This is a genomic window from Nocardia sp. NPDC058480 (assembly GCF_042720495.1).
In the GTDB taxonomy this organism is placed as follows: Bacteria; Actinomycetota; Actinomycetes; order Mycobacteriales; family Mycobacteriaceae; genus Nocardia.
Genome location: NZ_JBHXMN010000002.1, coordinates 498,398 through 523,341 on the forward strand (window position 1 = coordinate 498,398; position 24,944 = coordinate 523,341).

General features: G+C 67.4%; 20 protein-coding genes. 8 read left to right on the forward strand and 12 right to left on the reverse strand.

Annotation, left to right across the window (positions count from 1 at the left end; all coding sequences use genetic code 11):
• Positions 1 to 14: 14 nt before the first annotated feature.
• From ACFWO8_RS07900 to ACFWO8_RS07920, 5 genes are all read right to left on the reverse strand, one after another.
• Positions 15 to 1,067: a hypothetical protein gene (locus tag ACFWO8_RS07900; RefSeq protein ID WP_378945479.1), complete on the reverse strand. Its 1,053-nt coding sequence runs from the start codon at positions 1,065 to 1,067 to the stop codon at positions 15 to 17.
• Between the two features lie 54 nt (positions 1,068 to 1,121).
• The gene (locus ACFWO8_RS07905; protein WP_378945482.1) at positions 1,122 to 1,994 is read right to left on the reverse strand and encodes an inositol monophosphatase family protein; all 873 of its coding nucleotides are present in this window, start codon (positions 1,992 to 1,994) and stop codon (positions 1,122 to 1,124) included.
• Positions 1,973 to 2,662 carry a hypothetical protein gene (locus ACFWO8_RS07910; protein WP_378945485.1) on the reverse strand — a complete coding sequence of 230 codons (690 nt, stop codon included), beginning with the start codon at positions 2,660 to 2,662 and terminating at the stop codon, positions 1,973 to 1,975. Before ACFWO8_RS07910 ends, ACFWO8_RS07905 begins: the two co-directional genes overlap by 22 nt.
• Positions 2,662 to 3,570, reverse strand: a complete 909-nt coding sequence (locus tag ACFWO8_RS07915) for a hypothetical protein (RefSeq protein WP_378945488.1) — start codon at positions 3,568 to 3,570, stop codon at positions 2,662 to 2,664. The genes ACFWO8_RS07910 and ACFWO8_RS07915 overlap by 1 nt, the downstream gene beginning before the upstream one ends.
• Positions 3,571 to 3,642: 72 nt before the next feature.
• On the reverse strand, positions 3,643 to 4,842 hold the full coding sequence (locus tag ACFWO8_RS07920) for an SLC13 family permease (protein ID WP_378945493.1): 1,200 nt from the start codon (positions 4,840 to 4,842) through the stop codon (positions 3,643 to 3,645).
• Between the two features lie 138 nt (positions 4,843 to 4,980).
• Between ACFWO8_RS07920 and ACFWO8_RS07925 the strand changes: the two genes are divergently transcribed.
• Positions 4,981 to 10,725, forward strand: a complete 5,745-nt coding sequence (locus tag ACFWO8_RS07925) for a TIR domain-containing protein (RefSeq protein ID WP_378945497.1) — start codon at positions 4,981 to 4,983, stop codon at positions 10,723 to 10,725.
• A gap of 142 nt (positions 10,726 to 10,867) precedes the next feature.
• Here ACFWO8_RS07925 and ACFWO8_RS07930 read toward each other — a convergent pair whose 3' ends face one another.
• From ACFWO8_RS07930 to ACFWO8_RS07945, 4 genes are all read right to left on the reverse strand, one after another.
• Positions 10,868 to 12,919, reverse strand: coding sequence for an NERD domain-containing protein (locus ACFWO8_RS07930; RefSeq protein ID WP_378945502.1), 2,052 nt, complete (start codon positions 12,917 to 12,919; stop codon positions 10,868 to 10,870).
• Between the two features lie 105 nt (positions 12,920 to 13,024).
• Positions 13,025 to 14,227 carry a serpin family protein gene (locus ACFWO8_RS07935; RefSeq protein ID WP_378945505.1) on the reverse strand — a complete coding sequence of 401 codons (1,203 nt, stop codon included), beginning with the start codon at positions 14,225 to 14,227 and terminating at the stop codon, positions 13,025 to 13,027.
• 77 nt (positions 14,228 to 14,304) lie between these two features.
• On the reverse strand, positions 14,305 to 14,928 hold the full coding sequence (locus tag ACFWO8_RS07940; protein WP_378945508.1) for an alpha-ketoglutarate-dependent dioxygenase AlkB: 624 nt from the start codon (positions 14,926 to 14,928) through the stop codon (positions 14,305 to 14,307).
• Positions 14,929 to 15,034: 106 nt separating this feature from the next.
• The gene (locus tag ACFWO8_RS07945; RefSeq protein ID WP_378946238.1) at positions 15,035 to 15,412 is read right to left on the reverse strand and encodes a winged helix-turn-helix transcriptional regulator; all 378 of its coding nucleotides are present in this window, start codon (positions 15,410 to 15,412) and stop codon (positions 15,035 to 15,037) included.
• Between the two features lie 48 nt (positions 15,413 to 15,460).
• On the opposite strand from ACFWO8_RS07945, the gene ACFWO8_RS07950 reads away from it, so the two are divergent.
• On the forward strand, positions 15,461 to 15,868 hold the full coding sequence (locus ACFWO8_RS07950) for a YybH family protein (protein WP_378945512.1): 408 nt from the start codon (positions 15,461 to 15,463) through the stop codon (positions 15,866 to 15,868).
• 205 nt (positions 15,869 to 16,073) lie between these two features.
• Here the strand turns inward: ACFWO8_RS07950 and ACFWO8_RS07955 are convergent, their stop codons facing one another.
• Positions 16,074 to 17,039 (reverse strand): zinc-binding alcohol dehydrogenase family protein, encoded by a 966-nt coding sequence (locus ACFWO8_RS07955; protein WP_378945515.1) that lies wholly within the window; start codon positions 17,037 to 17,039, stop codon positions 16,074 to 16,076.
• 99 nt (positions 17,040 to 17,138) lie between these two features.
• Between ACFWO8_RS07955 and ACFWO8_RS07960 the strand changes: the two genes are divergently transcribed.
• Complete coding sequence (locus ACFWO8_RS07960) at positions 17,139 to 17,714, forward strand: TetR/AcrR family transcriptional regulator (protein ID WP_378945520.1); 576 nt, start codon at positions 17,139 to 17,141, stop codon at positions 17,712 to 17,714.
• 41 nt (positions 17,715 to 17,755) lie between these two features.
• Here the strand turns inward: ACFWO8_RS07960 and ACFWO8_RS07965 are convergent, their stop codons facing one another.
• Together ACFWO8_RS07965 and ACFWO8_RS07970 are read right to left on the reverse strand one after the other, a co-directional pair.
• A complete protein-coding gene (locus tag ACFWO8_RS07965; protein ID WP_378945523.1) occupies positions 17,756 to 18,859 on the reverse strand; it encodes a sensor histidine kinase in 1,104 nt (367 codons plus the stop codon).
• Complete coding sequence (locus tag ACFWO8_RS07970) at positions 18,852 to 19,535, reverse strand: response regulator transcription factor (RefSeq protein WP_378945530.1); 684 nt, start codon at positions 19,533 to 19,535, stop codon at positions 18,852 to 18,854. Before ACFWO8_RS07970 ends, ACFWO8_RS07965 begins: the two co-directional genes overlap by 8 nt.
• 89 nt (positions 19,536 to 19,624) lie before the next feature.
• Here ACFWO8_RS07970 and ACFWO8_RS07975 point away from each other — a divergent pair, with 89 nt between their 5' ends.
• The 5 genes from ACFWO8_RS07975 to ACFWO8_RS07995 all read left to right on the forward strand — a co-directional run bounded on the left by ACFWO8_RS07975 (position 19,625) and on the right by ACFWO8_RS07995 (position 24,936).
• On the forward strand, positions 19,625 to 20,209 hold the full coding sequence (locus tag ACFWO8_RS07975) for a M15 family metallopeptidase (RefSeq protein WP_378945533.1): 585 nt from the start codon (positions 19,625 to 19,627) through the stop codon (positions 20,207 to 20,209).
• A gap of 8 nt (positions 20,210 to 20,217) precedes the next feature.
• Positions 20,218 to 21,534 (forward strand): DoxX family protein, encoded by a 1,317-nt coding sequence (locus ACFWO8_RS07980; protein WP_378946241.1) that lies wholly within the window; start codon positions 20,218 to 20,220, stop codon positions 21,532 to 21,534.
• A gap of 40 nt (positions 21,535 to 21,574) precedes the next feature.
• On the forward strand, positions 21,575 to 22,210 hold the full coding sequence (locus tag ACFWO8_RS07985; protein ID WP_378945536.1) for a LysE family translocator: 636 nt from the start codon (positions 21,575 to 21,577) through the stop codon (positions 22,208 to 22,210).
• Positions 22,211 to 22,345: 135 nt separating this feature from the next.
• Positions 22,346 to 23,866, forward strand: coding sequence for an FAD-dependent monooxygenase (locus tag ACFWO8_RS07990; RefSeq protein WP_378945539.1), 1,521 nt, complete (start codon positions 22,346 to 22,348; stop codon positions 23,864 to 23,866).
• Positions 23,867 to 24,024: 158 nt separating this feature from the next.
• Positions 24,025 to 24,936 carry a DMT family transporter gene (locus tag ACFWO8_RS07995; protein ID WP_378945542.1) on the forward strand — a complete coding sequence of 304 codons (912 nt, stop codon included), beginning with the start codon at positions 24,025 to 24,027 and terminating at the stop codon, positions 24,934 to 24,936.
• Positions 24,937 to 24,944 lie beyond the last annotated feature (8 nt).

Consider the following 24,944-nt stretch of genomic DNA (forward strand, 5'->3'; position numbering starts at 1 on the left):
CCGAAGGGCGACCCTTACGCTGCGGTATCGCCCGCACCCCGGACCGCTCGATCGCGGTCCTGGAGTGCTTTGGTGATGATGTCTGCGACGTCGGCATTGTCGAAATCGCCGGGCAGGCCCATGTCCAAGGTGTCGAACAGTTCGCGTACCTGGTCGACGGTCGGCTCGTCGTCGAGCCGAACCGATGTCGCGCGGTCGATCGCGACCGGCCGGGATTCGGCGAAGCTGGTCCTGAGTTCGATGTTCCAGGAGTCGTAATAGGGGCGGTCGCGCTCGATGATCATGGCGGGGAATCGCGGTCCGCGCTGGGTGACGATCAGAAAGCGGGTGGACAGATCCCACCGGAACAGCGACACCGATGACGTGAGGCCGATCTGGATGTCGAGCAATTGCGGCAGTCGTTGTTTGTGCCAGCATGCCGCGGCGATAGTGGCATACACCTCGATCTGCGTGCCTTTCGCCGTCCAGGTACGCGCGTCGTCGTCGGCGCCCTCGGCCAGCGAGCGGTAGAGCGCGGCATAACGAGAGCACAGGTCGCGATCGGTCGGATCGAGGATTTCCAGTCGGACCAGCAACTCCCGGCGATTGCGATGAGCCCGGTGCAGGCAGTCGGGCAGCGTGACAACGCGGGTGTGAGCCCCGGTGCCGCCCTTGAAGATCCAGCGATCGGTTTCGGTCCGTGCCTTGGCGAGCACTTCCGATACCTCGTCGCCCTTGGCGAATCGGACTGCCGACATGCTGTCGAGCGTGCGCTGGGTACTGGTGAGTAGTTCGTCGATCGCCGAGGCCCGGTCGCGCCGGTCGTTCAGCTCGTGCAGTGTGTGCGCGATGTCGGTGAGGGACTGTCGTACCTGGGCGTTCATCGCCTCCTGTCGCCATCGATCACGCAGAATGGCGAAGGCGATCACGCCGAGAGTGAGGGGAATGACCTTGGTCAGCAGCTCTTGCCTGCTGGGGTCGACCAGCCCGAGCACGCTCAGTGTGACAGCCAGGATGATGGCGATCGCAGTCTCGAAATTGCTCTTGATCCACATCGCAGCTGCGACGACGCGTGCGGGAAAACTCATGGCGGCCACCCCTTTTCGCCGAGATCGCCCGGGTGATTCGTCCGCGGCGATGCGCTACAGGCTAGCGGGCGGATCCGGCTTGCGCACGACAGATCGGACGAGCTGCGCCAGCTCGTCGACGGCCACCGGCCCACCGGCCAGGAAGCTCACTTCGCCCGACGGGTCATCGATGGCTTCGGGCAGTGGAGTCCGGTCGAAGCCGGTGATCTCGACACCGCATTCACGGGCGATCACACTGCCTGCGGGGAAGTCGATCAACCCGGCGCGGTAGCCGACGAAACCGTGTATCAGCCCACGGCTCAACATGATCCAGCACAGCAGGGGCGACCACAGCTGGATGAGGCGCCGGGAGTGGGTTTCCAGCGCGAGTCGAAGCGCGATGGCTGTCGGGTCGGTACGACCGACCGGATACCCCTGTAACCACGCCAGGACGGGACCGCCCACCGGCCGGGGTGGCACCTGAGGTCGCAGCGCACCATTCGGCCCGACCGCGCCTCGTCCCCGAATGGCCGACCACGTACTGCCGGTCATCGGTTCGTGTACGACACCCATCACCGGGGTCCCGAAGTGGCACAACGCGATACCGATGCTGAAGACCGGCAGACCGACTGCGAGATTATTGGTGCCGTCGAGTGGGTCGATGAACCAGCACCATTCCGGCTCGCCGTCGAGTTCGCCGGATTCCTCGGCGATGACGCGGTGGTGGGGGAATGCTCGGCGCAGATCGCGAAGGATGATCTTCTCGGCGCCGATGTCCAGATCGCTGACCAGATCGCCGCCCGCGTCCTTGACCCGGATGCCGAGCGGCTGGGTCAGACGTGAGTGGATCAGCTGCCCGGCGCGGATCGCGGTCTCCCGTGCGGTCGCGGCGGCGCGCTCGACGACGTCTCGTTCGAGTGTGAGATCTATGAGTTCGCTGTGTCGCACCGTTCCTCCAGGCCATTGGTGGGGCAATCCGTTCGGAGGCGCGCCAGGACGGCTTCGGCTAGCTCCCGCGTCCGCTGGGAACTGTGCGGTGTGCGTTCGACACGATGATCGGTGGTGCCGGGATCACCCAGTGACAGGTCGAGTTCGCCGGGGATGTGTTCGCCCAGGACCAGGGTGGCGGCGGTGCTCAACACATCGGTGACGTGGAACTCGCTGTGCGGCAACGTGTATACGTCGCCGTCGCGGAACACCTCGCGCGAGCGGCTGCGGTATCGGACCGAGCGGTGGGTGGCGCGGACGGTATCGCCGTCGATGTCGCTACGCACTTCGAAAACCAGATGTGTACCCGCGTCCGAATCGGCCGAGACATCGATGATCTCGTTGACGACCGTGCCGTACAGGACATGGCTGACCAGGTTCCAGCTGTGGGCGTGCACCATCGACGTCGTCGTCGCGGCACGCCGGTCAGTACTCCACACATGCAAGCAGATGCCGGAGTCCTCCTGTCGCCAGACCGGAAAACAGGTGAACCCCAACGGATGCCGCACCGCCACGACCTCGACCACGCCGGTCGCCACGTCGGTCAGATAGCCGTGCACCCAGGCACGCACCTCGGCGGTCGCGTCCGCCGAGGCGAGCAGCGAACGGAGCCGGGTGTAGGCCGACATCAGTACGGGTTTCTCGGCTGGAGCGCACGGCGCACGATATCGGCGACGTCGCGGTCGGTGAACGAGGTCGGCAGCCCCAATCCCAGCGCGTCGAACAGTCGCCGGGTCTGGTCGACGGAAGGTTCGTCCGCCAACGGCAGGTCCTCGCACCGATACAGCGGAACCTGGCTGGTCTGCTTGAAACTGGCGACCAGCTCGCGGCTGAAGTCACGGTAATAGGGTCGGTCCCGTTCGAACATCAGCGCCGGGGTATTCGGATTGTCCTGCGTGACAATGACGCAACTCGACGAGAGGTCCCAGCGGAAGGTCGTCATCACCGCGGACAATCCCACGTCGATGGTCAGGAAGGTGAACCGTTGCCGGTACCAGCAGGCCGCGAGCACCGTCGCGTAGGCCTCCTTGCGGGTGCGTTCGGTGGTCCACTGCTCGCCGGTGCGGTCGGCTTCCGGCGTGAGCGAGGACCGGAACTGTGCGTAGGTCTTACACAGCGCCTCGTTGGACGGATCGAGGATCTCGATCTGCATGCGCAGAGGGCGTTGCTCACGCCGCGCGTTCTCGACGCACGCGCGCAGGGTGACGGCTCGGATGTAGGTTCCGGTGCCCCCCTTGAAGATCCACTGCTCGGTGTCGCGTCGAGCGAGGGTGTGCGCGTGGCCGATCTCGGGTCCGTACAGCAGATGGACCGCGGTCGCGTCGCTGACCGCTTTGGTGGCGATGCGCCGGTCACGCAGCAGCGTGGTCGCGAGCAGGGCGAGCACGAGCAGCATCGCGCCGTCGATGACCGCTGGTTCGAGCTCGATCTGATTCGACAGCGGATCCATCACAGCGATCGCGCCGATGATCACCGCGATGGTCAGAGCCAGCGCGCCATCGACGTTGGTACGCAACCAGTTCAGCAGTCGTGACATCGGGCCCCCTCCCGGTTCGGTGATTCCAGGATAGGCCGCGCGACCCCGTCGGTGGGCCGGGAAATCGAGAAGTCAGGCGGTGAGCAGCAGCGCGATGACCGCGGCGGCCGTCGCGCCGAGGGCCAGTGCGAACCCGGTGCAGACGAACCGGAGCATCGGGACGCGCACCCCGTGGGTGCGACAGAACTCCAGCCCGATCAGCGTCGCCAGCGACGCCCACGGAGTGACGACCGGCCCGACGTTCGTGCCGATGAGCAGCGCGAGCAGCTGTGTCCCGTTCTCGACCGGGATGACGGATTCCCCAGCGGTGTAGGCAGGCAGATTATTGGCCACGTTGGCCAGACCGGCGCCCGCGGCCGCCGCGCGGAACGCCCCAGCGATACCGTCGTCGACGCCGATCAGGCCGTGCATGATGTCGTTGAGTCCCCATCGGCTCAATGTCGGCACCACCAGGAACAATCCGACCACGAAGATCAGTAACTGGAACGGGATCAACGACAACCGCAGTGCGCTGGGGCGCAGAATCGCGAAGGCGATGACCGCGATCGCAGCGGCTACCACCGCGGCGAGACCGATCTGATCACCGACCACCGGAATCGCGAGAATGAACAGCAAGCACGCACCCGCGGTCGCGTACAGCAGTGTCCGCGCACGCATTCCGTCGGTGCGGATGGGTTCCGGCGGCACGTAGCGGTCGGCGTCGCGACGACCACGGCGCCAGTACCACAGCCACAGCAACAGCATCGTCACCGTGATCGAGGCGATCTGCGGCGCCCACATACTCGCCGCGAATTCGGTGGAGCTCTTGGCGATCCGATCCGCCGCCAGCAGATTCGTCAGATTGGAAACGGGCAACAGCAGACTCGCGGTGTTGGCCAACCACAGCGTGGTGATCGCCAACGGCAGCGGCGGGATGCGGGTCGGTCCTGCGAGCGCGAGCATGACCGGGGTCAGTAGTACGGCGGTGGTGTCGAGATTCAGCAGAATCGTTGTCGCGGAGGCGAAGGTCACGCACAGCGCGAACAGGGCCAGGTAGTTGCCGCGTCCGATGATGGCGATGCGATGGGCGATGACATCGAAAACCTTGGCTTCCCTGGTGAGCTCGGCCAGCACGATCACGCTGGCGAGAAACAGCAACAACGGTCCCACGCGACGCAGGTTCGCCGCCGCCTCGGCGCGTGGCAGCAGCCCGGTCGCGACGAACGTCAACCCGGCCAGGAGCAGGCCGACGCGAATCCGGTCCAGCACCGACAGCCGTGGTAGTCGTGCCATCCACGGTCGTGGTGTGACGCAACGTCGCTGGTCGACCTTTTCGGACACCGATCCATGATCGCATTGCGGCTCCAGGGACGCGTGCTCGTCCGCGCAAGAGGCTGTCGCGGTGATCATTCGGAGCGCATACTCGAAGCTGTGACGGACCTGGGGCGGGCACGCGAGTTCTTCTTCATCAGCTATTCGCCGGCCGACGAGCGCTGGGCAACCTGGGTGGCGTGGCAGTTGGAGACCGCCGGATTCCGCACGCTGATCCAGGCGTGGGACTTCGTGCCGGGCACGAACTTCATCGACTTCATGGACCGTGGTGTGCGTGACTCGGCCATCGTGATCGCCATCCTGTCCGACAGTTACCTGAGCTCCTATTACGGAACAATGGAGTGGCAGGCGGCAATTCGCACCGACGAACACAAGCTGTTGCCGGTGCGGGTCGCCGATTGCGCGCTGGAAGGCCTGCTCGCGACCCGCACCTATCTGGACCTGCTGAATGTCGCCAGCGCCGAGACCGCCCGCAATATCCTGCTGGATCGCGTCGGCCACATGCGTGATGGTCGAGCCAAACCGGTGCGCGGGCCGGAGTTTCCGGCTGGTGCCGGTGCCGCGGTGCGGGATCGGCTGGTGCCCAACGGCTTCGGCCCGGCACAGACTGTGGAGCACCGGCGGACTCCTGTTGTGCCACCGAGCTTTCCTGGATCAGGTGGTTCTCGCGAGGCGCGCGACGGCCTGTCGGTGCTGCACGTCGCCGGACCACGATTCGGGCGCGGGCTGTTCGGGCGCGACGAGCCCGCCGATCCCGGTGAACTGCAATCACGCATCTGGGCCGATGTCATCCATTTGTCCGATCAGGGCGTGCCGTCACCGGATCTGATCGTCGTCTCCGGTGATCTCACCGAATCAGGGCATCCGCGCGAGGTCGATGACGCACTCGCGTTCCTGACCGGGCTGCGAATTCTGCTCGGTCTCGAACCTGATCGGCTGATCGTCGTGCCCGGCAATCACGATGTGTCGAAGAAGGCGTGCGAGAGCTACTTTCTGCGCTGCGAGTCACGCGACCGGCTACCCCAACCGCCCTACTTCGAGAAACTGGAACAGTTCGAGCGCATGTTCGGCGAGCTGTACCAAGGCCTGGATCATCTGGTGTTCGACGCCGGGCAGCCGTGGACCCTGTTTCCCATCGCGGACTTGCGCGTTGTCGTCGCCGGTCTGAATTCGACGATCGCCGCGACGCATCGTCAAGAAGACGACTACGGCAGTGTGGGGCAGACCCAGGTCGCCTGGTTCTCCGAGCAACTGCGCGCGTTCGAGGGACGCGGATGGCTCCGCCTCGGTGTGGTGCGCCACGATCCCATGCCGGGTGCGGGAGCCGCACGCACCGACCCTGCGCTCCTACGCGACGCGACGACGCTCTCCCGGCTGCTCGGCAACCGGTTGAACGTCCTGCTGCACGGGCCGGGACCCGGTGGTGTGCACGCCGATCTGTTGGGTGGCGTGCTGCCGGTGCTGCCTGCCGTGGCACCGGGCAGTGCGGAGATCATCCACCTGACGACCGAGGGCATGTCGCGCTATCCCGCCCAGCACCATGATCGAGCGGTCGAGCGCACGGTCATCCCCGTGTCCTGGTCGAACGTCTCCGCGACCTTGGCCGCGCCCGCCGAGGCGAAGATGATCGAATCCGCGGGGAACGACGATCCGGATTTCGATGACCAGGCCGGTGACCCGGCGCCCGTGGTCGATCCGCACGGGCGTTTGCTGGAGCGCATCGCCGAGGTCTGCGAGGCGCGCTACCCGGGCGCGCGGATCAGGCGTGTCGAGGCGGACCCACCGCATCTGTTCGTCACTCATCATCGTGACGGGATGGCCGCGCAGTGGCGCATCGGTGCCCATGTGGGGGATCCGTCCAGGCAGGTGGTCGAGGATTTCCTCGCACACGACCCGGAATTCGGCTCCGAGCTCGTCTATCGCGGTGCGGTTCCGGCCCGTTCGTTGCGGGAGGAGGCGGCGGGTCAAGGTTTACGCATCCGCAGCTTTCTGGAGTTCCAGGGCATGCTGGATCTGACCGACTACCTCGCCCAACAGCTGCTCGCCCTGCGCACCGACCGACGCTACCCGCCCGAGTTGTATGTGCCGCAACGATTTCGGCTGCTGGAACAGAGCGAAACCGCGATTCGCGACGATCTGATCGCCGAACTCATGGGCGTCGTGACCGCCGATCACGGCTGGTTCGTGCTCCTGCTCGGCGACTTCGGGCGCGGCAAGACGTTTGCGCTGCGCGAGCTCGCCCGCCGGATCAGTGAGTCGACGCCCGCGCTGATCCCGATTCTGATCGACCTGCGAGCACTCGACAAGACCCACTCGGTCGACGGGCTGGTGGCCGCCCACCTGGCGAATCACGGCGAAGACCGCATCGATCTGAAAGCGTTGCGGTACATGCTGCGCGAAGGCAGGGTGGTGCTGCTGTTCGACGGCTTCGACGAGTTGGTGACCCGGATCAGCTACGAGTTCGCGGCCGACCACCTCGAGACCCTGCTGCAGGCTGCCGTGGGCAAGGCGAAGATCATCGTGGCGAGCCGGACGCAGCATTTCGAGTCAAGGGCCCAGGTTTTGACGGCGCTGGGCGAGCGGGTCGGTCTGCTCGACGACCGACGCATCATCAATATCGAGGAGTTCGCGCCGCCGCAGATCCATGCCTTCCTCACCAACCGCTACGGCGGTGACACGCGGCGCGCCGACGCCCGAATGCAGTTGATCAGGGGGATTCAGGATCTGCTCGGGCTCGCGCAGAACCCGCGCATGCTCAGCTTCATCGCCGATCTCGAGGAGCGCCGATTGCGCGCGGCCGCGGGGACGACCAACGCCATCGGCCCGGCCGCGTTGTATCGGGAAATTCTCGATTCCTGGCTTCGCTACGAAGTGGACCGCACGACTACTGTGGCCGGATCGCTGCCGGGGCTGGGACTGGACGAATTATGGCGGGCCGTCACGGCTTTCGCGCTGCGGGTGTGGGAGAGCGGTAGGGGCTACCTGCGTGCAGCCGAATTGTCGGAAGTGGCAAGGGAACTCACCGACACTGCCGTCCAGGATCGAATGTCGGTCCAACAGTCGGCGCATGCCATCGGATCGGGCAGCCTGCTGGTGCGCACCGACGACGACCTGTTCGGGTTCATCCATTCCTCGGTGACCGAGTGGCTGGTGGCCGATCACATCGCCCACCTGCTCGGCGCGGGCGTGCGGGCGCCACATCTCGCGCAGGCCCAATTATCGCTGCTCATCATAGATTTCCTGTGCGACCTTGCCGACCCGCGCGTGCTGCGCGCCTGGGCGGAGTCGGTGTTGTCCGACGCAGCCGCGGACCCGAACTCACGCACCAACGCGCTGCGGATCACCACTCGGCTGCGCACGGCGCCGAGCTCGGACCTACGCGGTGCGATATTGGCCGGCGAGGACCTCTCCTACCGCGACCTGCAAGGGGTCGATCTGAGCGGCGCCGATCTGAGCGGTGCGCGCTTGATCGGGGCGAACCTGACGCACGCGGTGCTGCGCGGTGCACAGCTGGTCGCGGCGCGTCTGGACGAAGCACGCCTCGTCGGCGCCGATCTGACCGACGCGGACCTCACCAGGGCGCGCCTGATCCGTACTGACCTGACCGGCTCGCGTGGGCGGGGTAGCCGCTGGCAACGCGCCGCGCTCCTGGACGTGATCGGCCACGCCGCGGGGGCGGATCTGCGCGGGGCGGCCGTGGTACCCGGCGGATCGGTGCACACCGAATTCGCTCCTGCCGCACTGGGTGTGCGGCACGGATTCCACGCCAGCCGCGGCAGGCTGCCCCAGCCCGTCGCCTACCGCCCGGACGGCGGTACGGTCGCGATCGGCAGTGACGACGGGGGTGTCCTGATCTGTGACGCCGACACCGGTCGCCCGCTACGGATGCTGCAGACCCACCGCGTGCGCACCTTTGCCGTCGCCTACACCGACCAGGTGCTGATCACCGGCTCCGGCGACGGAACGGTCGGCATCTGGGATGCCGACAGTGGGGAACTGCGACGGATTCTGCGTGGTCACGAACAGTGGCCGTGGCCGGTGCTGCTCGGTCCCGACGGCGATCTGCTCGCCACCGGTGACGCGCATGGGGTGCTGCGGCTGTGGTCCTTGCCCGGCGGGGACCTGCACCACGAGTGTTCGCCACCCGAAGACGGCATGGCCTTGATCTACAGCATCGCCCTGCACGGTCGCACGCTCGCCGCCGCCTACGGCAACGGCATGGTGCGCCTATGGGACATCGAAACCGGCAGGCAAACAGGCGAATTCCAGGCAGTGGGCGGTGCCGCCTACCGCATCGCCTTCGACTCGTCGGGCACCCGGATAGCGGTAGGTGGTGTCGACGGAATACTGACGCTCTGGGACCCGGTCACGTGCACGCTCACGGGCAGACTGACCGGCCACACCGGACGTATCTACACGTTGGCCTTCCACCCCTCCCGCGACTTGCTGGCCAGCGGGGACACCGACGGGCTGCTGCGCGTCTGGAATACCGACACCGGCGAGGTACTCCACGCGCCGACCGAACACAGCGCGGCGATCTACTGGCTGTCCTACGACCCGTCGGGTGAGCTGCTGGCCTCCGGGGACAGCGCGGGGCTCGTCTGCCTGCGTGCGACCGAGACCGGTCAGCTGCGGCACCGTCTCACCGCCCACACCGGATCTATCTGGCCGTTCGCGTTCCGGCCCGACGGCACCCAGCTCGTGGTGACCGACGACCAATTCACCACGCGTTTCTGGGATCCGGTCACCGGCGCGTGCCGATACCTGCTCACCGGGCACGGCCGCCGAACCACGGCGGTGGGCTTCAGCGCCGACTCGGCGATGTTGTCCACCCGTGGCAACGACGGCGTCGTCCGGCTGTGGGACACGGTCACCGGACGGCTCGTTCGCACGCTGACCGGCAGCGACGACCACCTGCTGACCTTCGAGTCGGCGCTGTTCAGCACGGTGCGGCCCCATCAGCTGGCCACGGTCGGCAACGACGGCAGACTCAGCCTGTTCAACCTCGACACCGATTCCTATGAGCGCCACATCAGTATCGAGGACGCACCGATCTGGGCGATCGCGTTCGACCCGTCCGGTGAACTCATCGCCACGGCGAACGACGACGACACCGTGGCGATCTGGAACCGCGCGACCGGCGCCCAGTACGGGATCTACCGTGAGCATCGAGGCAGGGTGCGATCCCTCGCCTTCAGCGCGGACGGAGCGCTGATGGCATCCGGCTGCGACGACTCCGCTGTTCGGATCTGGGATGTGGAGTCGGGGCAGTGCTTGCAGACTCTGCGCGGGCACGGAGACCGGGTGTACGGGGTGGCATTTCACGATAACCGCGTCGCCAGCGTCTCCTGGGACGGCACGGCACGGATCTGGGACGTGACGTCGGGCGAGGCGGTACACGAATTGACGCGGCACACCGGAAAACTCTGGTCGGCGGCCATCGACGCCGAGCGTGGCATCCTCGCCACCGCGGGCGACGACCTGGTGATCCGGTTGTGGGACATGGGTACCGGTCGGCATCTGCACACCCTGGAAGGTCATCGCCGCCGGGTGTCGACCTTGGCGTTCGATGCGTCGGGTGATCTGCTCGCCAGCGGTAGCGAAGATGGAAACGTCATGTTGTGGTCCGGTGCGGCGGATCATGGCGCGCCACCGTCGATTCGCGCGGTACTGCTCGGACTGCCCGAAGGATGGGCCGCGTTGACGCCCGACGGGCGATACAAATACGAGGGAAACGTCGCGGGCCAGTTCTGGCATGTGATCGGAACGACCCGCTTCGAGCCGGGCGAACTCGATCCGCATCTCGCCGAGGTCGTGCTGGTCGCCATGGATGCCCCACTGTGAGCCGATGAGCCCGACGGCCTCCGCCGATGGGTGTACGAGGAACCGGCGGAGGCGCGACCGGCGCTGGGTAGGCGCGGTGTCGGGTTGTGCTCGGGGCACGGGGTGATCCTGCTACCTCGAGTGCGCTCGAGGTCAAGGGGGCTCAGCGGGGAGCGTGGACCAACGGGGCCAGGAAGCCGGTGAGCTGGGCTGTCGAGGGCTGGCCGAGGCGGCGGCCGAGGTAGTCGGGGGCGTCGGCGGCGGCGCGGCAACGATCCTGGTCGGTGTTCGACGGGTTGGCGGCATAGCGTTCGCCGAGCATGGTCGCCTTGGCGACCTCGCGTCCGGTGTGGAGTTCGTAGACAGCTACCTCGTAGGTCGCGCGGAAGAGGTTGACGGTGCGCCCTATCGGTGTGCCGGGGGAGGGACCGTACTGGCAGGTCTGGACGAGGTCGCGCAGTTCCAGCTGCTTCATGCAGGCGATGAGCTGCACGGTCGAGGGGTCGTCCGGATTCCACGCGGCCGGATCGTCCGGGTGGACCATGGTCGTGAGTTCACCGGACAGGTAGATCGGCCGTGCGCCGTCGCGCTGATAGGGCGCGGCATTCGGGAACGGTTTCTTGTCCTCGCCACACATCCGGTCGAAGTCCGACATCTCGAATCGGCTCGCCTGCACCGCCGTGATCGCGAAGAACCCGGCCCCGAACAGCGCGATGAACAGCAGCAACGCGACACCGGGCCCCACGCGCAGGCCCCGCCTCGGTGTGCTGCGCTCCCGGACGGGGCGATTGTGCCACCGCTCGATCAGCGACGGACCGTTCCCCCGACGCCACGACCGCCACCTTTCCGAGGGAGTCGGTCGCCGCGTCGTCCGGTCACGTTCGACCCAATCGGACCAGTGCTCCGGGTTCTCCTGGTGCGCTTCGGGTTCCGAGGAACGGTTCGGGGGCGCGACGGCAGGGGTGCTGCTCGCTGCCGACGGGGTACTCCACGATCCGGTCCCGACTGTCGACCCTGTGGTACCGATCGCCCCAACGGCACCCAGTGCGGCAGCCGTACCGACCACGGCGGCCGTACCAACCACGGCACCTGAGCCGACCGCCGGACCCGCGTCGGCGTCGGCCGGGATCCCGGTGAAGGCATCCTCGTCGTCCGGTGCGGGTTCAGGGACATCCGGTGACGGGTCGTCCTCGGCAACTTCGGAAGAGGGAGCCTCGTTCGTCCCCTGCTCAGCGGATGCGGATGCGGATTCGGGCGTCGGCTGTCCGATCGCTGTGGCCGATGCCACCGAGTCGTCCGCCTCCTCGGCCTGTGTGTCGGTGAATTCTTCGCTCGGAGAAGGCGGTTGTGCCGCTTCCTCGGAATGTATCGGTGTCGCGGACTCCTCGAGGTGAGTCGACGTCGGGGTTCGATGGGCGAGTCGGTCGATCGCAGCGAGGAAAGCGGGTGTTGCCGCGTGGGCGACCCGTGTCGAACTGGCCGGCGCCGCAGCGGGATTCGCTGGCGTGGCGGAATCTGCTGTCTCCGGAGGGGAGCCGGGCTCCACGGCAGTCGGGGCAGCGGGCCGAGACGTGGTCGCAGGGTCGAGAACGGCCGGAAATCCCTGTGCCACCAGCTCATCGGAGGCGGGCAACAGATGGCCCAGGTTCAGTGCGGCGAATACCCGGGTGACGTCATCGATACTGAGCCGGACGGTGCGACCGCTCTCCGCCTGGAAATAGTCGTGCAGCGCGCCGGCGTCATCGCGATCGATCAGCACCGCACGGTACCCGTCGGCGATTCTGGTTTCCTCGATGGTGATCTCGGCACCGGGCTGGGAGACCAACGCGATCACCGCGTTCACCCAGCCGAAGATCCCCGACTGCTGCAGCAAGCTCTTGGCCGCGAACACCTGCCGACGCACCTGGACGAACGGGTTCGGCACCCGCACGGCGTGATAGAGCGCGGCCGGTTCGCCGTCGATGGTCCACGGCCCGTTCGGCGGGGTGGCGAGGGTGCCTTCCTGGCGGGCGGTGAATCCCTTCACCTCCACGATGGTCACGCTCTGCGGCGTGCACACCAGGGCGTCGACCTCGACCGACCCGCCCCGGCTCTCCGGCACATGGCAGCGGAACACGGCGACGCCACCCGCCTGAAACGCCTGATCGCGGACGGCAGCACCGACGATCTGTTCTGCGCCTTCGAGTTCGCTCTCGTCCGCGACAACGACGATCACCACGACCCCCTGTGCACCCGACTGCGGACTTCTACCAGGATACGGCCTCCACTAGCCGTATCGAAACCGAATCCTGTTGCTGAGCAACATCTTCGGCAATGTCGATTACCGATCTCGCCACGGCGGCCCCGGGTTTCGACCCCGCGCAGGCGCCTCACCGACCGGTCGGACCCACTCCACCGGCGGCTTCGTGACCTGACCGGCCACCAAGACCAGTCCGGTCGGCCGATCCACCGCGAGGAATCCGAAGGGCCGGTCGATACTCACCGACGTGATCGTCGACCATGACTTCTGCGGAATGCCGCCCAGTCGCATTCCCACGGCCGTGACGGCGGCCGCTTCGAAGCCTTCAGCGTCGAAGCGCGCGATGACATCCTGGCCCGCGGCGTCGAGCGCCAGCGGATCCGAAGCGAGTCCGGTGAAATGGGAACCGTGAATGTTCATCGCGGTGGACATTCCGAACAGCGCCGCATGACGAGCGAGGTTGTGCTTGTTCTCGACCTCGAACGGCGGCAATTTCAGCACCACGGAATCGCGACCGCCATAGGTCTCCCGTCGACTCACCGACAGGCAAGGCGCTATCGTGCCGACCGGCAGTTCTGTCCGCACATCGACGGCCCCGTCCAGCGCCGCGAGGCCGGCGGCCACGCCGTCGCGCGGATCCGCTCCGATCAGCAGATGCACATCGAGTTCGCCTCTGCCCGTGACGATCACGCGGGTGACGTCGTTGTCCAGTACCGACACACTGCCGTCGGGATGGCTCGTCCGGTACAGGCCCGGTCCCCGATGTCCTTGCCACGGACCGGTTTCCGGTGTGTAGAGGACCTCGGCGAACGGAGTCACCCAGCGAGTGCGCGCCATCAAGGCGGTGGCCAGCGCGAGGACGGTGTCCGAGGTGATCGGCACCGGGAACTTCTTGATCAACCCCTGGGTCTGCTCGTGTGCCCACGCGTCGAGTGCCGCCGGATCGCCCAGCTCGCCTACCGTCCCGGCGGGCATGCTGCGCACCCACTCCGCGCGCAAAGTCAGGCCCGGCCGAACCCATGCCCCGATCGCCGTCGACACCTCGCGCGAAGTGTCCAGCGATTTCAGCATATCCAGCCCCGCCGCATGCGCCTGCTCGGCCGCAACCCCTACCGCGGCGGCGAGCTCGTCGCGCGCCCGCCCGGACGCCGCCCCCGCCAATACGGCCAGCAACGGCCACAAGCCCGCCCCCGACACCACCGCGTCCTCGCGCTCGAAGGTCGCGCACCACCGCCCCGTCAGCGCATTCGAGGCCCGCACATGCGGCAACAATGAACTCCCCATCCCCGGATCCTACGACCAGCCACCGACAATCCGCCACGTCGGCGAAATCCGTAAGTATTGCTCACGCGCCAGCCGGGCTACCGGACGCCGCGTGGGCGGAACTGGACGCTGATGCGGGGTCCGACGGGGCGCGCGGTCTTGGGAACCGCGTGCTCCCAGGTGCGTTGACATGCCCCGCCCATCACCAGTAGATCCCCGTGCCCCGCTGTGAATCGTACGCTCGCACCCCCACCGCGCGGCCGCAGCAGCAGCGAGCGTGGTGCCCCGACCGACACGATCGCGACCATCGTGTCGTGGGTGGCGCCGCGGCCGATCGTATCCCCGTGCCAGGCAACGCTGTCGCGGCCGTCGCGATAGAAACACAGTCCGGCCGTCCGGAACGGTTCACCGAGCTCGGCCGCGTAATGCGTGGTCAACACCGCCCGCGCTCGGACCAGAATGTGATCGGGCAGCGGATCGTTCTCCCCGAAGAACGACACCAGCCGCGGCACGTCGACGACCCGGTCGTACATCGGCCTGCGTTCGGCATGCCAGGGAACACGTTCGGCCAGCCGGTCGAACAGCTGACTCGCCCCGCTCAGCCAGCCGGGTAGCACATCGACCCAGCTGGTCGCGTCGAGTTGGGTGCGCCGGATCGCCTCGATCGAACCCAGGGCAATCGCCTCACCGTCGAACAGTGAACCTTGCAGGGGCAGCGGCATGAGCGCCAGTCTACATCGTGTTCGAATGTATGTTCGATAGATGGCGCGTCCAGCGCGTCGGAACGGCCCAGCAAGCGGCACATCCGTGGCGTTGATCTCCGGCCGGCTAAATCCTGTCGAGCGCTTGACGTAAAGCGGTCAAGGCGTTGCCGGTCCGGTAGAGCTCGATCAGCAGTGGTCGCAGCGCCCGGCCGAGATCGGTGAGGTCGTAGCTCGTGCGCACGGGGAAGCCGCGATGCGTCCGTCGCTCGATCAGCGCGCGGGCTTCGAGTTCGCGAAGCCGGTCGGTCAGCACTTTGGCGCTGAGCGACGGCAGCCGGTCTCGCAGCTCACCGAACGAGAGCGGCCCACTCATGAGTTCGCGCACCACCAGGGTTGTCCAGCGGCCCGCGATAGCAGCCAGGGTGACCTCGACAGGGCAGTCCGGTTCCGGCGCCCGGGTTCGCCCGCGGTCGTCGGGCACGAGCTCGTCATCCCAGCCCATGTCGGTCACCGTTTGGTTGCCTACGCGCGCGCCGAGTTGGCTGTCGCTATGACTCGCATCAGTTCTCGTCACAACCCCACTGTCGCCCTCACCGCCGACCCGGGGCAACATCCCGCGGTGTTCGCGGCCCGCTTCAACACCGGCGACTCGGACTCGCTCGCCGAGGTGTACACCGACGATGCCGTATTCGTACCGGAACCGGGCAGTCAGGTCACCGGGCCCGCGTTGCGCGCGGCCAATGCCGAGTTCCTCGCGCTCGGCCTGCCTATTCGAGTCAGCCCGCGCCACACCTACGTCGCAGGAGATATCGCGCTGCTGATCGTCGACTGGGAGATCGACGGCACCGGCCCGGACGGCGAGCCGGTCCATGTGTCGGGAACGGCCACCGACGTCGCCCGTCGCGACGCCGACGGCTACTGGCGCTACGTCATCGACAATCCGTTCGGTATCGCCTGAAACCGTCGGCCCGGGGGCTACCTATCCGCGCGGTCCGCGAAGCCGGGGACGCCGTCGGCATCGACCGATGTCGGCGATGGCGATCCAGCTGGCGGCGGGTCGTCGTCGGCGGCACGGGATGAGTCGCTGAGGCCGGTCGTGTGCGGCGATGTCGTCCCAGCTGATATCGACCCGCTCATAGCGGACACCCTGCCTGCCGGAATCGTCAAGGTCGCAATAGAACGGTGCCGAATGCGACCCGGTCCTCGAGCATTCGGTGCGCGTCCGCGGCGCCGGCGAGGGGGAGAACCGAGTGGACCACGGGTGTCAGTAGGCCCTGCGCCGAAGCGGTCAGCGCCGGCGACCGCTGCCGGGCGACTTCGCTGAGCCAGGCGGTGCCCGCGCAGCCGGTGAGCGTGAGCCCGCGCAGGATCAGATCGGTGACGCTCAGCTGTGCGGGTGCGCCGTCGAGCCAGCCGTAGCTGAGGATCCGGCCGCGCAGAGGTGTGATCAGGTCGAGCAGTGGGGTCAGTGAATCGCCTCCGATGGAATCGAATACGACGTCGACCGTGCCGCCGGCGAGCAGGCCGGCCAGCTGGTCTGCCCAGTCGGGCGCGGTGTGGTCGAGCACCTCGTGCGCGCCGTTGTCGCGCGCGAGGCGGGCCTTCTGTTCCCCGCCCGCGGTGCCGATGACGCGCACGCCCGCGGCGGCGCACAGCTGAGTGAGGCAGCTGCCGACACCGGTAGCTGCCGCTTCGACCAGGACGGTCCCGCCCGCGGTGACGGCCGCGGCCTGCATCAGCGCCAGTGCCACCGACCCCGGCATCAGGATCGCGGCGGCGTGCTCGGTGGTCAGCCCGTCCGGGATCACCGTCACCGAATCAGCTTCGGCGACAACGAGTTCGGCATAGGAGCCGAACCCGCTGGTCGATGCGACCACCCGTGCGCCGAGCAATCTCTGACCAACGCCCGTACCGATATCGACCACCGTGCCCGCGGCCTGGAACCCGAAGACCTCGGGCAGCGGCGCGGGAAAGGGGAACGCGCCTGCCCGAACCTTGGTCTCCGGGTACAGCACCGGCACCGCCTCGGCCCGGAGGACGACCTGCCCCTCGCCCGGGCGAGGTTCGCCGACCTCGCGCGCTACCAGAACGTCGGGTGTGCCGGTCTCGGTCATTACGATTGCCTGCATCAGAACTCCATAAGTTGACTGTCGGTCCAGATATCTCGAACGATATGGACCGTCGGTCAACTTGTCAACCGATCGGCGGGTGCCGAGAAAGCGGGTGCGATGACCGACCGACGTCCTACCGAACGCGCCGATGCAGCGCGCAACCGTCGAGCGATCCTCGATGCCACCGCCGCGCTGCTGGCCGAACACGGCGCGGCCGGGGTGACGATGGATCGGGTGGCGGCAGCGGCAGGCGTCGGGAAGGGCACCATCTTCCACCGTTTCGGCAGCCGCGCCGGCCTGCTCTACGAACTCGTGGCCGAGGGCGCGGCCGGGCTGATGACCGCGGTCTCGAGCGGCCCGCCACCCCTGGGGCCGGGCGCACCGGCGACCGACCGGCTACTCGCCTTCTTCGACGCCATGACGAGCCTGGTCACCGACGATGTGGAACTGATCGCGGCCTATCAGGCGATGCCGCCACATCCCCGCAGCGCCGAGTTCCACACGTTCTGGGCACAGCACATCGGCGCCCTGTTGCGCGAAGCCCGCCCCGACATCGACGCCGAAACCGTTGGCGCACTGTTGCTTTCGACGGTCGGCGGGGAACTCGCTCAGCAACTGGCCAGGGCGGGGGAAGTCGACCGTTTACGCTCGGCGATAGCGGAGCTGGTTCGTTCGGTTCTGCGCGCCCCCTGAGCGCGCTGTTCGCGGCCCAACCGCCGCCGAGACCGCGCCAGTCACCGCCATGCCGTCGGCTGCAGTGGTTGCCGGGGAAGCTGCACTGTGACGCGAAGCCCGCCCGCCGGACGGGGAACGAGGGTGAGGATTCCGGCGTGTGCCCGGGTGATGCTGTCGACGATCGCCAGGCCGAGGCCGACGCCGGTGTGATCGGTGCGGATGCGTTCGGTGCCGCGCTGAAACGGCTCCACCAGCGTGGAAACCGACGCGGGGGTGAGCTGGGCGCCGGTGTTCTCGACGGTGAGCGACACGGTCTCGCGGTGCAGGCTGGTCGTGACCCACACGGTGCCCTGTGTCGGCAGATTGTGGACGATCGCGTTGTGCACGAGGTTCGTCGCCAACTGCAGCAGCAGGGCGCGTGAGCCGACGGTGGGGGTCACCTCGCCGGAGGTCTCGAGGATGACGCCGTGGTCCTCGGCGAGGGAGAGCAGTGTTTCGGTGGCTTCCTCGGCCAGCAGGGACAGATCGACGTGTTCCCGGGTGAACGACCGCTGGTCGGCACGGCTGAGCAGGAGCAATGCTTCGGTGAGGTCGATCGCCCGGGTGTTGACGGCGTACAGGCGGTCGACCAGCTCGCTGGTGACGCGGGTGCGATCATGGCGCGCCACGTCGAGCAGGGTCTGCGTGATCGCCAGCGGCGTGCGCAGTTCATGGGAGGCGTTGGCGGCGAATCGCTGCTGTTCGGTGACGTGTGCTTCCAGCCGGGCGAGCATGATGTCGAAGGCGTCGGCGAGTTCACCGAATTCGTCGCCGCGGCCGGGTAGCCGGATTCGGTGGGCGAGTGATCCGTTCGCGGCTGTGCGGGTGGCGGCGGTGATGCGAGCCAGCGGAGTGAGCATCCAACCGGCGAGAAACCATCCACCCACGAGACCGATCGTCAGCAGGAAGGCCATCACAATGGTCACGAACGGAGCGAACGAGCGCAGCAGCATGCCGCGGTTGATCCAGAAATCGCCGCCGGTGGTGTAGATCCAGCCTTCGGGTAGGTACCACAGGTAGTAGACACCCACGGCAGCGATCAGCAGCGAACCCACGAGCATGATGAAGCCCGCGTAGCTGAGCGTGAGTTTGAGGCGAACACTCAATCCGGGGGCCCTACCCACGGTCTGCTCCGTCCCGCCCGGTGCTGATGCGGTACCCGACACCGGCCACGGTGGCGATGACCCAGGGTTCGCCGAGACGTTTGCGAAGCGCTGAGACGGTGATACGCACAGCGTTGGTGAACGGGTCCGCGTTCTCGTCCCATGCCCGTTCCAGTAGTTCCTCGGCGCTCACGACACCGCCTTCGGCAGCGATGAGGACTTCGAGCACCGCGAATTGCTTGCGGGTCAGCGCGATATAGCGGTCGTCGCGGTAGACCTCACGGCGGAACGCGTCGAGCCGCAGCCCGGCGAGCTCCCGCACCGGTGGCCTGATGTGGGCGCGTCGGCGGTCGAGGGCCCTGAGCCGGAGCACGAGTTCTCGGAGTTCGAAGGGTTTGGTGAGATAGTCGTCGGCGCCGAGCCCGAAACCGGACGCCTTGTCGTCGAGCCGGTCGGCGGCGGTGAGCATCAGGATCGGTAGACCGCTGCCGGAGGCGACGATGCGTTGGGCGATCTCGTCGCCGGAGGGACCCGGGATATCCCGGTCGAGGACGGCGATGTCGTAGGTGTTGATGCTCAGCAGCTCCAGCGCGATGTCGCCGTCACCGGCGATATCGGCCGCGATCGCGTCCAGGCGAAGGCCATCGCGGATGGCTTCCGCCAAATAGGGTTCGTCCTCGACGATCAGTACACGCATAGACGCTCGATTCTCCCAGTCGGGCGATATCGTCGGCGTATCTGAAACCGCATACGCGCCGGCAACACCATGCTGCCTTGACTGAGGGCATGAACCACACTGAACCAGCGACACGCCGTCTCCGGTCGTCCGTCGTTGCCGCCCTTGTCGTCGTCTCTGCCGGTGTCCTCGTTTATCAGTCGCTGCCGTCCCTGTCCTCGGTCGCACGATCCATCGACGCCTATCTCGGCGGCCACCGCGGTCCGCCCGGCGCGACGCTCTTCGATGACGAGAATCCGTCCCTGGGCAACCTCGACCCCGCCTTGCTCTCCGCTCTGCGCGAAGCTGCCACCGATGCCGCCGACGACGGGGTCGAGCTGGTCGTCAACAGCGGCTGGCGGTCCCCGGAATACCAGGAACAACTTCTGCGCGAGGCGGTCTCGAAGTACGGCTCGGATACCGAAGCCGCGCGGTGGGTGGCAAGCCCCTACACGTCTGCTCACGTGGCGGGCGAGGCGGTCGATATCGGGCCGACCGAGGCCGCGGCATGGCTGTCCGCGCACGGTGCCGAGTACGGGCTGTGCCAGATCTACGCGAACGAACCCTGGCATTACGAGCTTCGCCCCGGCGCGGGGGAGCTCGGCTGCCCGCCCCTGTACGCCGACCCGACCCACGACCCGAGGATGCAGCAGTGATCACGGCCGTGCCGGCCGCCCCACGGACCGGTCGGCCCGCGCCGACCCAGATCGCGCTCCGCTTCTGCGTCATCTATTTCGGCCTGTTCTGCCTGCTCCTCACCTATATCCCGTTCGCACTGCTCGGCATCCTCGGCCGGTGGGTCCGCGAATACCGGGGGCCGTGGAACATGCCCATCACCGACCCCATCACCGGTCCGGTCGGCAGAACGGTCTTCGGGGTCGACGCACAGCTACACCAGGACTCCGGAGCAGGCGACCAAACCGCCGTCTGGGTGCTGGTGTTCTGCCTGCTGGTTGTCGCGGTGGTGGGCACCGCGGTGTGGACGGCCGTCGACCGTCGTCCCTCGTCCCCCCGCCTGCTGGCATGGTTCACGCTGTTCCTGCGGCTGTGTCTGGGCGGGCAGATGGTGGGGTTCGGGTTCGCCAAACTGATCCCCACCCAGATGCCCGCGCCCACACTGGCTCAGCTGTTGCAGCCGTACGGCGAACTGAGTCCGGCCTCGGTGCTGTGGCTACAGGTCGGTAGCTCCTATCCGTATGAGATGGCGCTCGGCGCAGTGGAAGTCGTGGCTGGGCTGCTGCTGTTCGTGTCCCGGACCGCGGTGCTCGGCGCCGCACTGAGTCTGGCGTGCACGGCTCAGATCCTGCTGCTGAACATGACGTTCGACATCCCCGAGAAACTGCTCGCCTCGCACCTGCTGCTGATCAGCCTGATCCTGCTCGCCCCATACCTGCGTCGACTGGCCGATGTCCTTGTGCGGCAACGCGCGTGCGGGCCACTGACGCAACCCGCGCTGTTCACCGCCGCCCGGAAGAACCGCATCGCGACCTGGGTGGTGGCGGCCATGGGCCTGTGGGTCGCGCTGGGCAGCGGCTACGACCGCTGGGTGGTCTGGCAAGAGCAATCCGGTGCCGCGAGCCCCAAGTCCGAGCTGTACGGCATATGGGAGGTGCGGGATTTCACCCTCGACGGGCAGCTGGTGCCGCCGCTGACGACCGATGAAACCCGCTGGCAGCGACTAGTTTTCGACGATCCAGCGCAAGCGACCTACCAGCGGATGAACGGCGAATTGGTACCGGCACGCGCCTACTTCCGCCCCGACGGACAGCTGGAACTCGCCTCGGACACAACCGGCGCGTCCGAGCGGCGGCCACCCTTCGCGACGTTGGCCGCTGACCGACCCACCCCAGACCAACTGCTACTGAGCGGAATACTGCACGACCGCCCCGTCACGATCGCCCTGGAACGCCGGGACCCGAACACCTTCACCTTGCGCAGCCGCGGGTTCCACTGGGTGCAGGACTATGCGTACTTCCGGTAATCGGAACGGCGGCGGGGTCGGGGCAGCTACGCTCCGACAGATGGTTCCGCTGTCGAATGCCGCGGCCTTCGCCGTCGCCTCCCTGATCATCATTGTGATTCCTGGCCCGAACGTGCTGTTCGCGATTGGTCGAGCACTGACGCTGGGGCGGCGGTCCGCTGTGCTGTCGGTCGCGGGCGCCGTCGCTGGATCGTTCGTACCCTTGGTCGCGGTGTCGGTGGGCCTCGGTGCGGTCTTGATGGCGTCGGCGACGTTGTTCCTGCTCGTGAAGATTGTCGGAGCCGGTTATCTGATCTATCTGGGCGTCGCGACGATCCGGCAGCGGAAGGAGCTGGCGGCGGCCTTGCAATCGAAAGCTCCGAGTATCGGTGGAAGCCGGGTGCTCGGACAGGGGTTCATCGTCGGCGCCACCAACCCCAAGACGATCGTGTTCTTCGGCGCGGTTCTTCCGCAGTTCGCGGTTCCGGCCGAAGGTGGGCTACCCGCGCAGTTGCTGATCCTCGGCGCGATCTTCCTGACGATCCAAGCGCTGTCGGATGGTTGCTGGGCGTTGCTCGCGGCGACGGCGCGGTCGTGGTTCGCGCGTTCTCCGCGTCGCCTCGAAACTGTCGGCAGCACAGGCGGGCTGATGATCATCGGAGTCGGTGCGGGGATGGCGCTGAGCGGGACCAACTAGCGTGGCCGACTCACTCGTTGCCCCTTCTAACTTATAGCTCACCCGGGGGCTTGCGGCAAGGCCCTGGTGGTGCTGCACAATCGCTGGGCAATGCAGGGACCAGCCACATTCGGGAGTGACAACAACATGCAAGAGATGACCACCGACGTGATCGTTGTCGGCGCTGGGCCTGCTGGATTGATGCTCGCGGGGGAGCTGGGCCGGACCGGTGTGCGGCCGTTGGTGCTCGAACGCCGTGAACGGCCGGGTACCGCGCAGAAGGCCAGCGGTCTCGGTGGGCGGATTCTGGATGTGTTGCGCTTTCGCGGACTGCTCGACCGGATGACGGCGGTCAGCGGTGACCCGAGTCCGAAGCCGATCTTCCCCTTCGGGGGCGTGCACCTCGACTTCACCGGTCTCGACGAAACTCCGATGCACGCCATGGCGATTCCGCAGGCGCGGGTCGAGGAGCTCCTCGCCGAGAACGCCGTCGACCTCGGCGCCGAGATCCGGCGCGGACACGAGGTGGTCGCGGTGACCCAGGACGACGACGCGGTGATCGCGCAGGTGAACGGGCCGGACGGGCCGTACCGGGTGCGCGCCCGCTACCTGGTCGGTTGCGACGGTGGCCGCAGCCGGATCCGCGAACTGGCGGGAATCGAATTCCCCGGCAGCACCTATCCGGAGGTCAACCGGTTGGCGGTGGTCGCGGTGCACGAGTCGGTGACCGTGCTCGCCGACGGCGGGATCGAGGTACCCGGTCTCGGCCGGATCGATCCGGGATTCACCCGCACCGACAACGGGGTGTTCGCGCTCGGACGGGTCAGCACCGAGGACCGGGTGATGTTCTTCCAGACCACCGAGAACGACGACGCCGAATACGACAACGACGAACCGCTGACCATGGCCGAACTCGGCGACAGCGTGCGGCGCGTGCTGGGCGCGCAGGTTCCGCTCGGCGCACCGACTCGCTTGTCGCGCTACCAGTTCCAGGACCGCCAGGCCGAGAACTACCGTGTGGGCCGAGTTTTCCTGGCCGGTGACGCGGCCCACCTGCTGCCCGCCACCGGTGCCGCGATGAACCTCGGCATGACCGATTCGGTGAACCTGGCCTGGAAGCTGGCCGCCGACATCGGAGGTTGGGCGCCGGCGGACCTGCTCGACACCTATCACTGCGAACGTCACTTCGCCGGTGGCCGCGCACTGCTGCAGACCCGCGCCCAGGCGGCACTGCGTCAGGGTCAGGACCCCGCCGCCGAGGCATTGCGCGCGGTATTCCAGGAACTCCTCTCCGACGAACCAGCGCTTCGCCGCATGGGCGCCCTCGTCGCGGGCACGGATCTGCGCTACGCGACACCCGGAAGCCATTCGCTCACCGGCACTTTCGCACCCGATCTGATCCTGGACACCGACCAGGGCACCACCACCGTCGCCGAACTCATGCACACCGCGCGACCGGTCTTCCTCGACCTGGCCGACCGCGCCGACCTGCGCGAGATCGTCCGGGAGTGGGCTCCGCGCGTCGAGATCCACTCGGCCAAGACCGTCGATCGCCCAGCCGATGCTCTCCTGATCCGTCCCGACGGTCACATCGCCTGGGCCGCGACGATCGACGAGTCATCCGACACCGCCGTAACTGCACTGCGTGCGGCGCTGACCAGGTGGTTCGGCGTCTAGGAATCGCGCGAACGCGGGAGTCTCCGACCTCCGGCGTGCGATCCGGTGAATCCGGTTCCCGCGACCGCCACGTGACGCAATGCCCAACCGGCCCAGGGCTCTTCGATCCTGGGCCGGTTCGCGTTGAAATCCGTGCCCGTCTGTGGATTACTCCTGGGATGAATTCGATCTCGACAACCGAACGGCCGGCGACGCACGCGCTGCCCGGCTGGTCGGTGCCGATGGTGTTCATCGTCGCGGCGACCTCGCAATATGTGGGCGCGGCACTCGGCGTATTCCTGTTCGACACCACCGAGCCGGCCACCGTCGCCTGGCTGCGCGCCGCCGCGGCGGGAGTGGCGTTGCTGGCATGGCGGCGTCCATGGCGAACTCGCTGGACGCGGCGGGGCATCGCGACGGCGGCAGGCTTCGGAATCGTCACCGTGTCGATGAACATCGTGTTCTACGAGGCCATCGCGCGGATCCCACTCGGCACCGCCGTCGCGATCGAATTCCTCGGTCCGGTCGCGGTCGCGACGCTGGGCTCGCGACGGGCTCGCGACCTGCTTGCCGTGGCACTGGTGGCGGTCGGGGTGGTGCTGCTGGCCGGTGTGCAACTCGATGTCGAGCCGGTCGGTGTAGGTTTCGCGCTCGCCTCGGCCGTCCTGTGGGCGGCTTACATCCTGGTCGGCAAACGCGTCGCCGACACCGGTGACGGCCAGGATTCCCTCGCTGTCGGCATGGCGGCCGCGGCGGTGTTGCTGGCGCCGTTCGTGTTGATCCCGCAGCTGGCGATCGACGCCGCGGTATTCGCCGACCCGCGGACCTGGCTGCTCGGTCTCGGCGTCGGCGTGCTGTCGAGCGCGGTGCCGTACGCGCTGGACCAGGTGGTCCTGACCGCGGTGGGCCGTGCGCGTTTCGCCTTGCTGCTCGCGTTGCTTCCGGCGACCGCGACCGTCGTCGGCGCGATCGCCCTCGCGCAACGGCCCACCGCGCTGGAACTCGCGGGCATCGCTCTGGTCATGCTGGCGTTGACGATCAGTGCGCTGCCCACCCGTCAGGCCGCGCCGGAACCGCCCGCCCCGCTGTGACCGTTCGA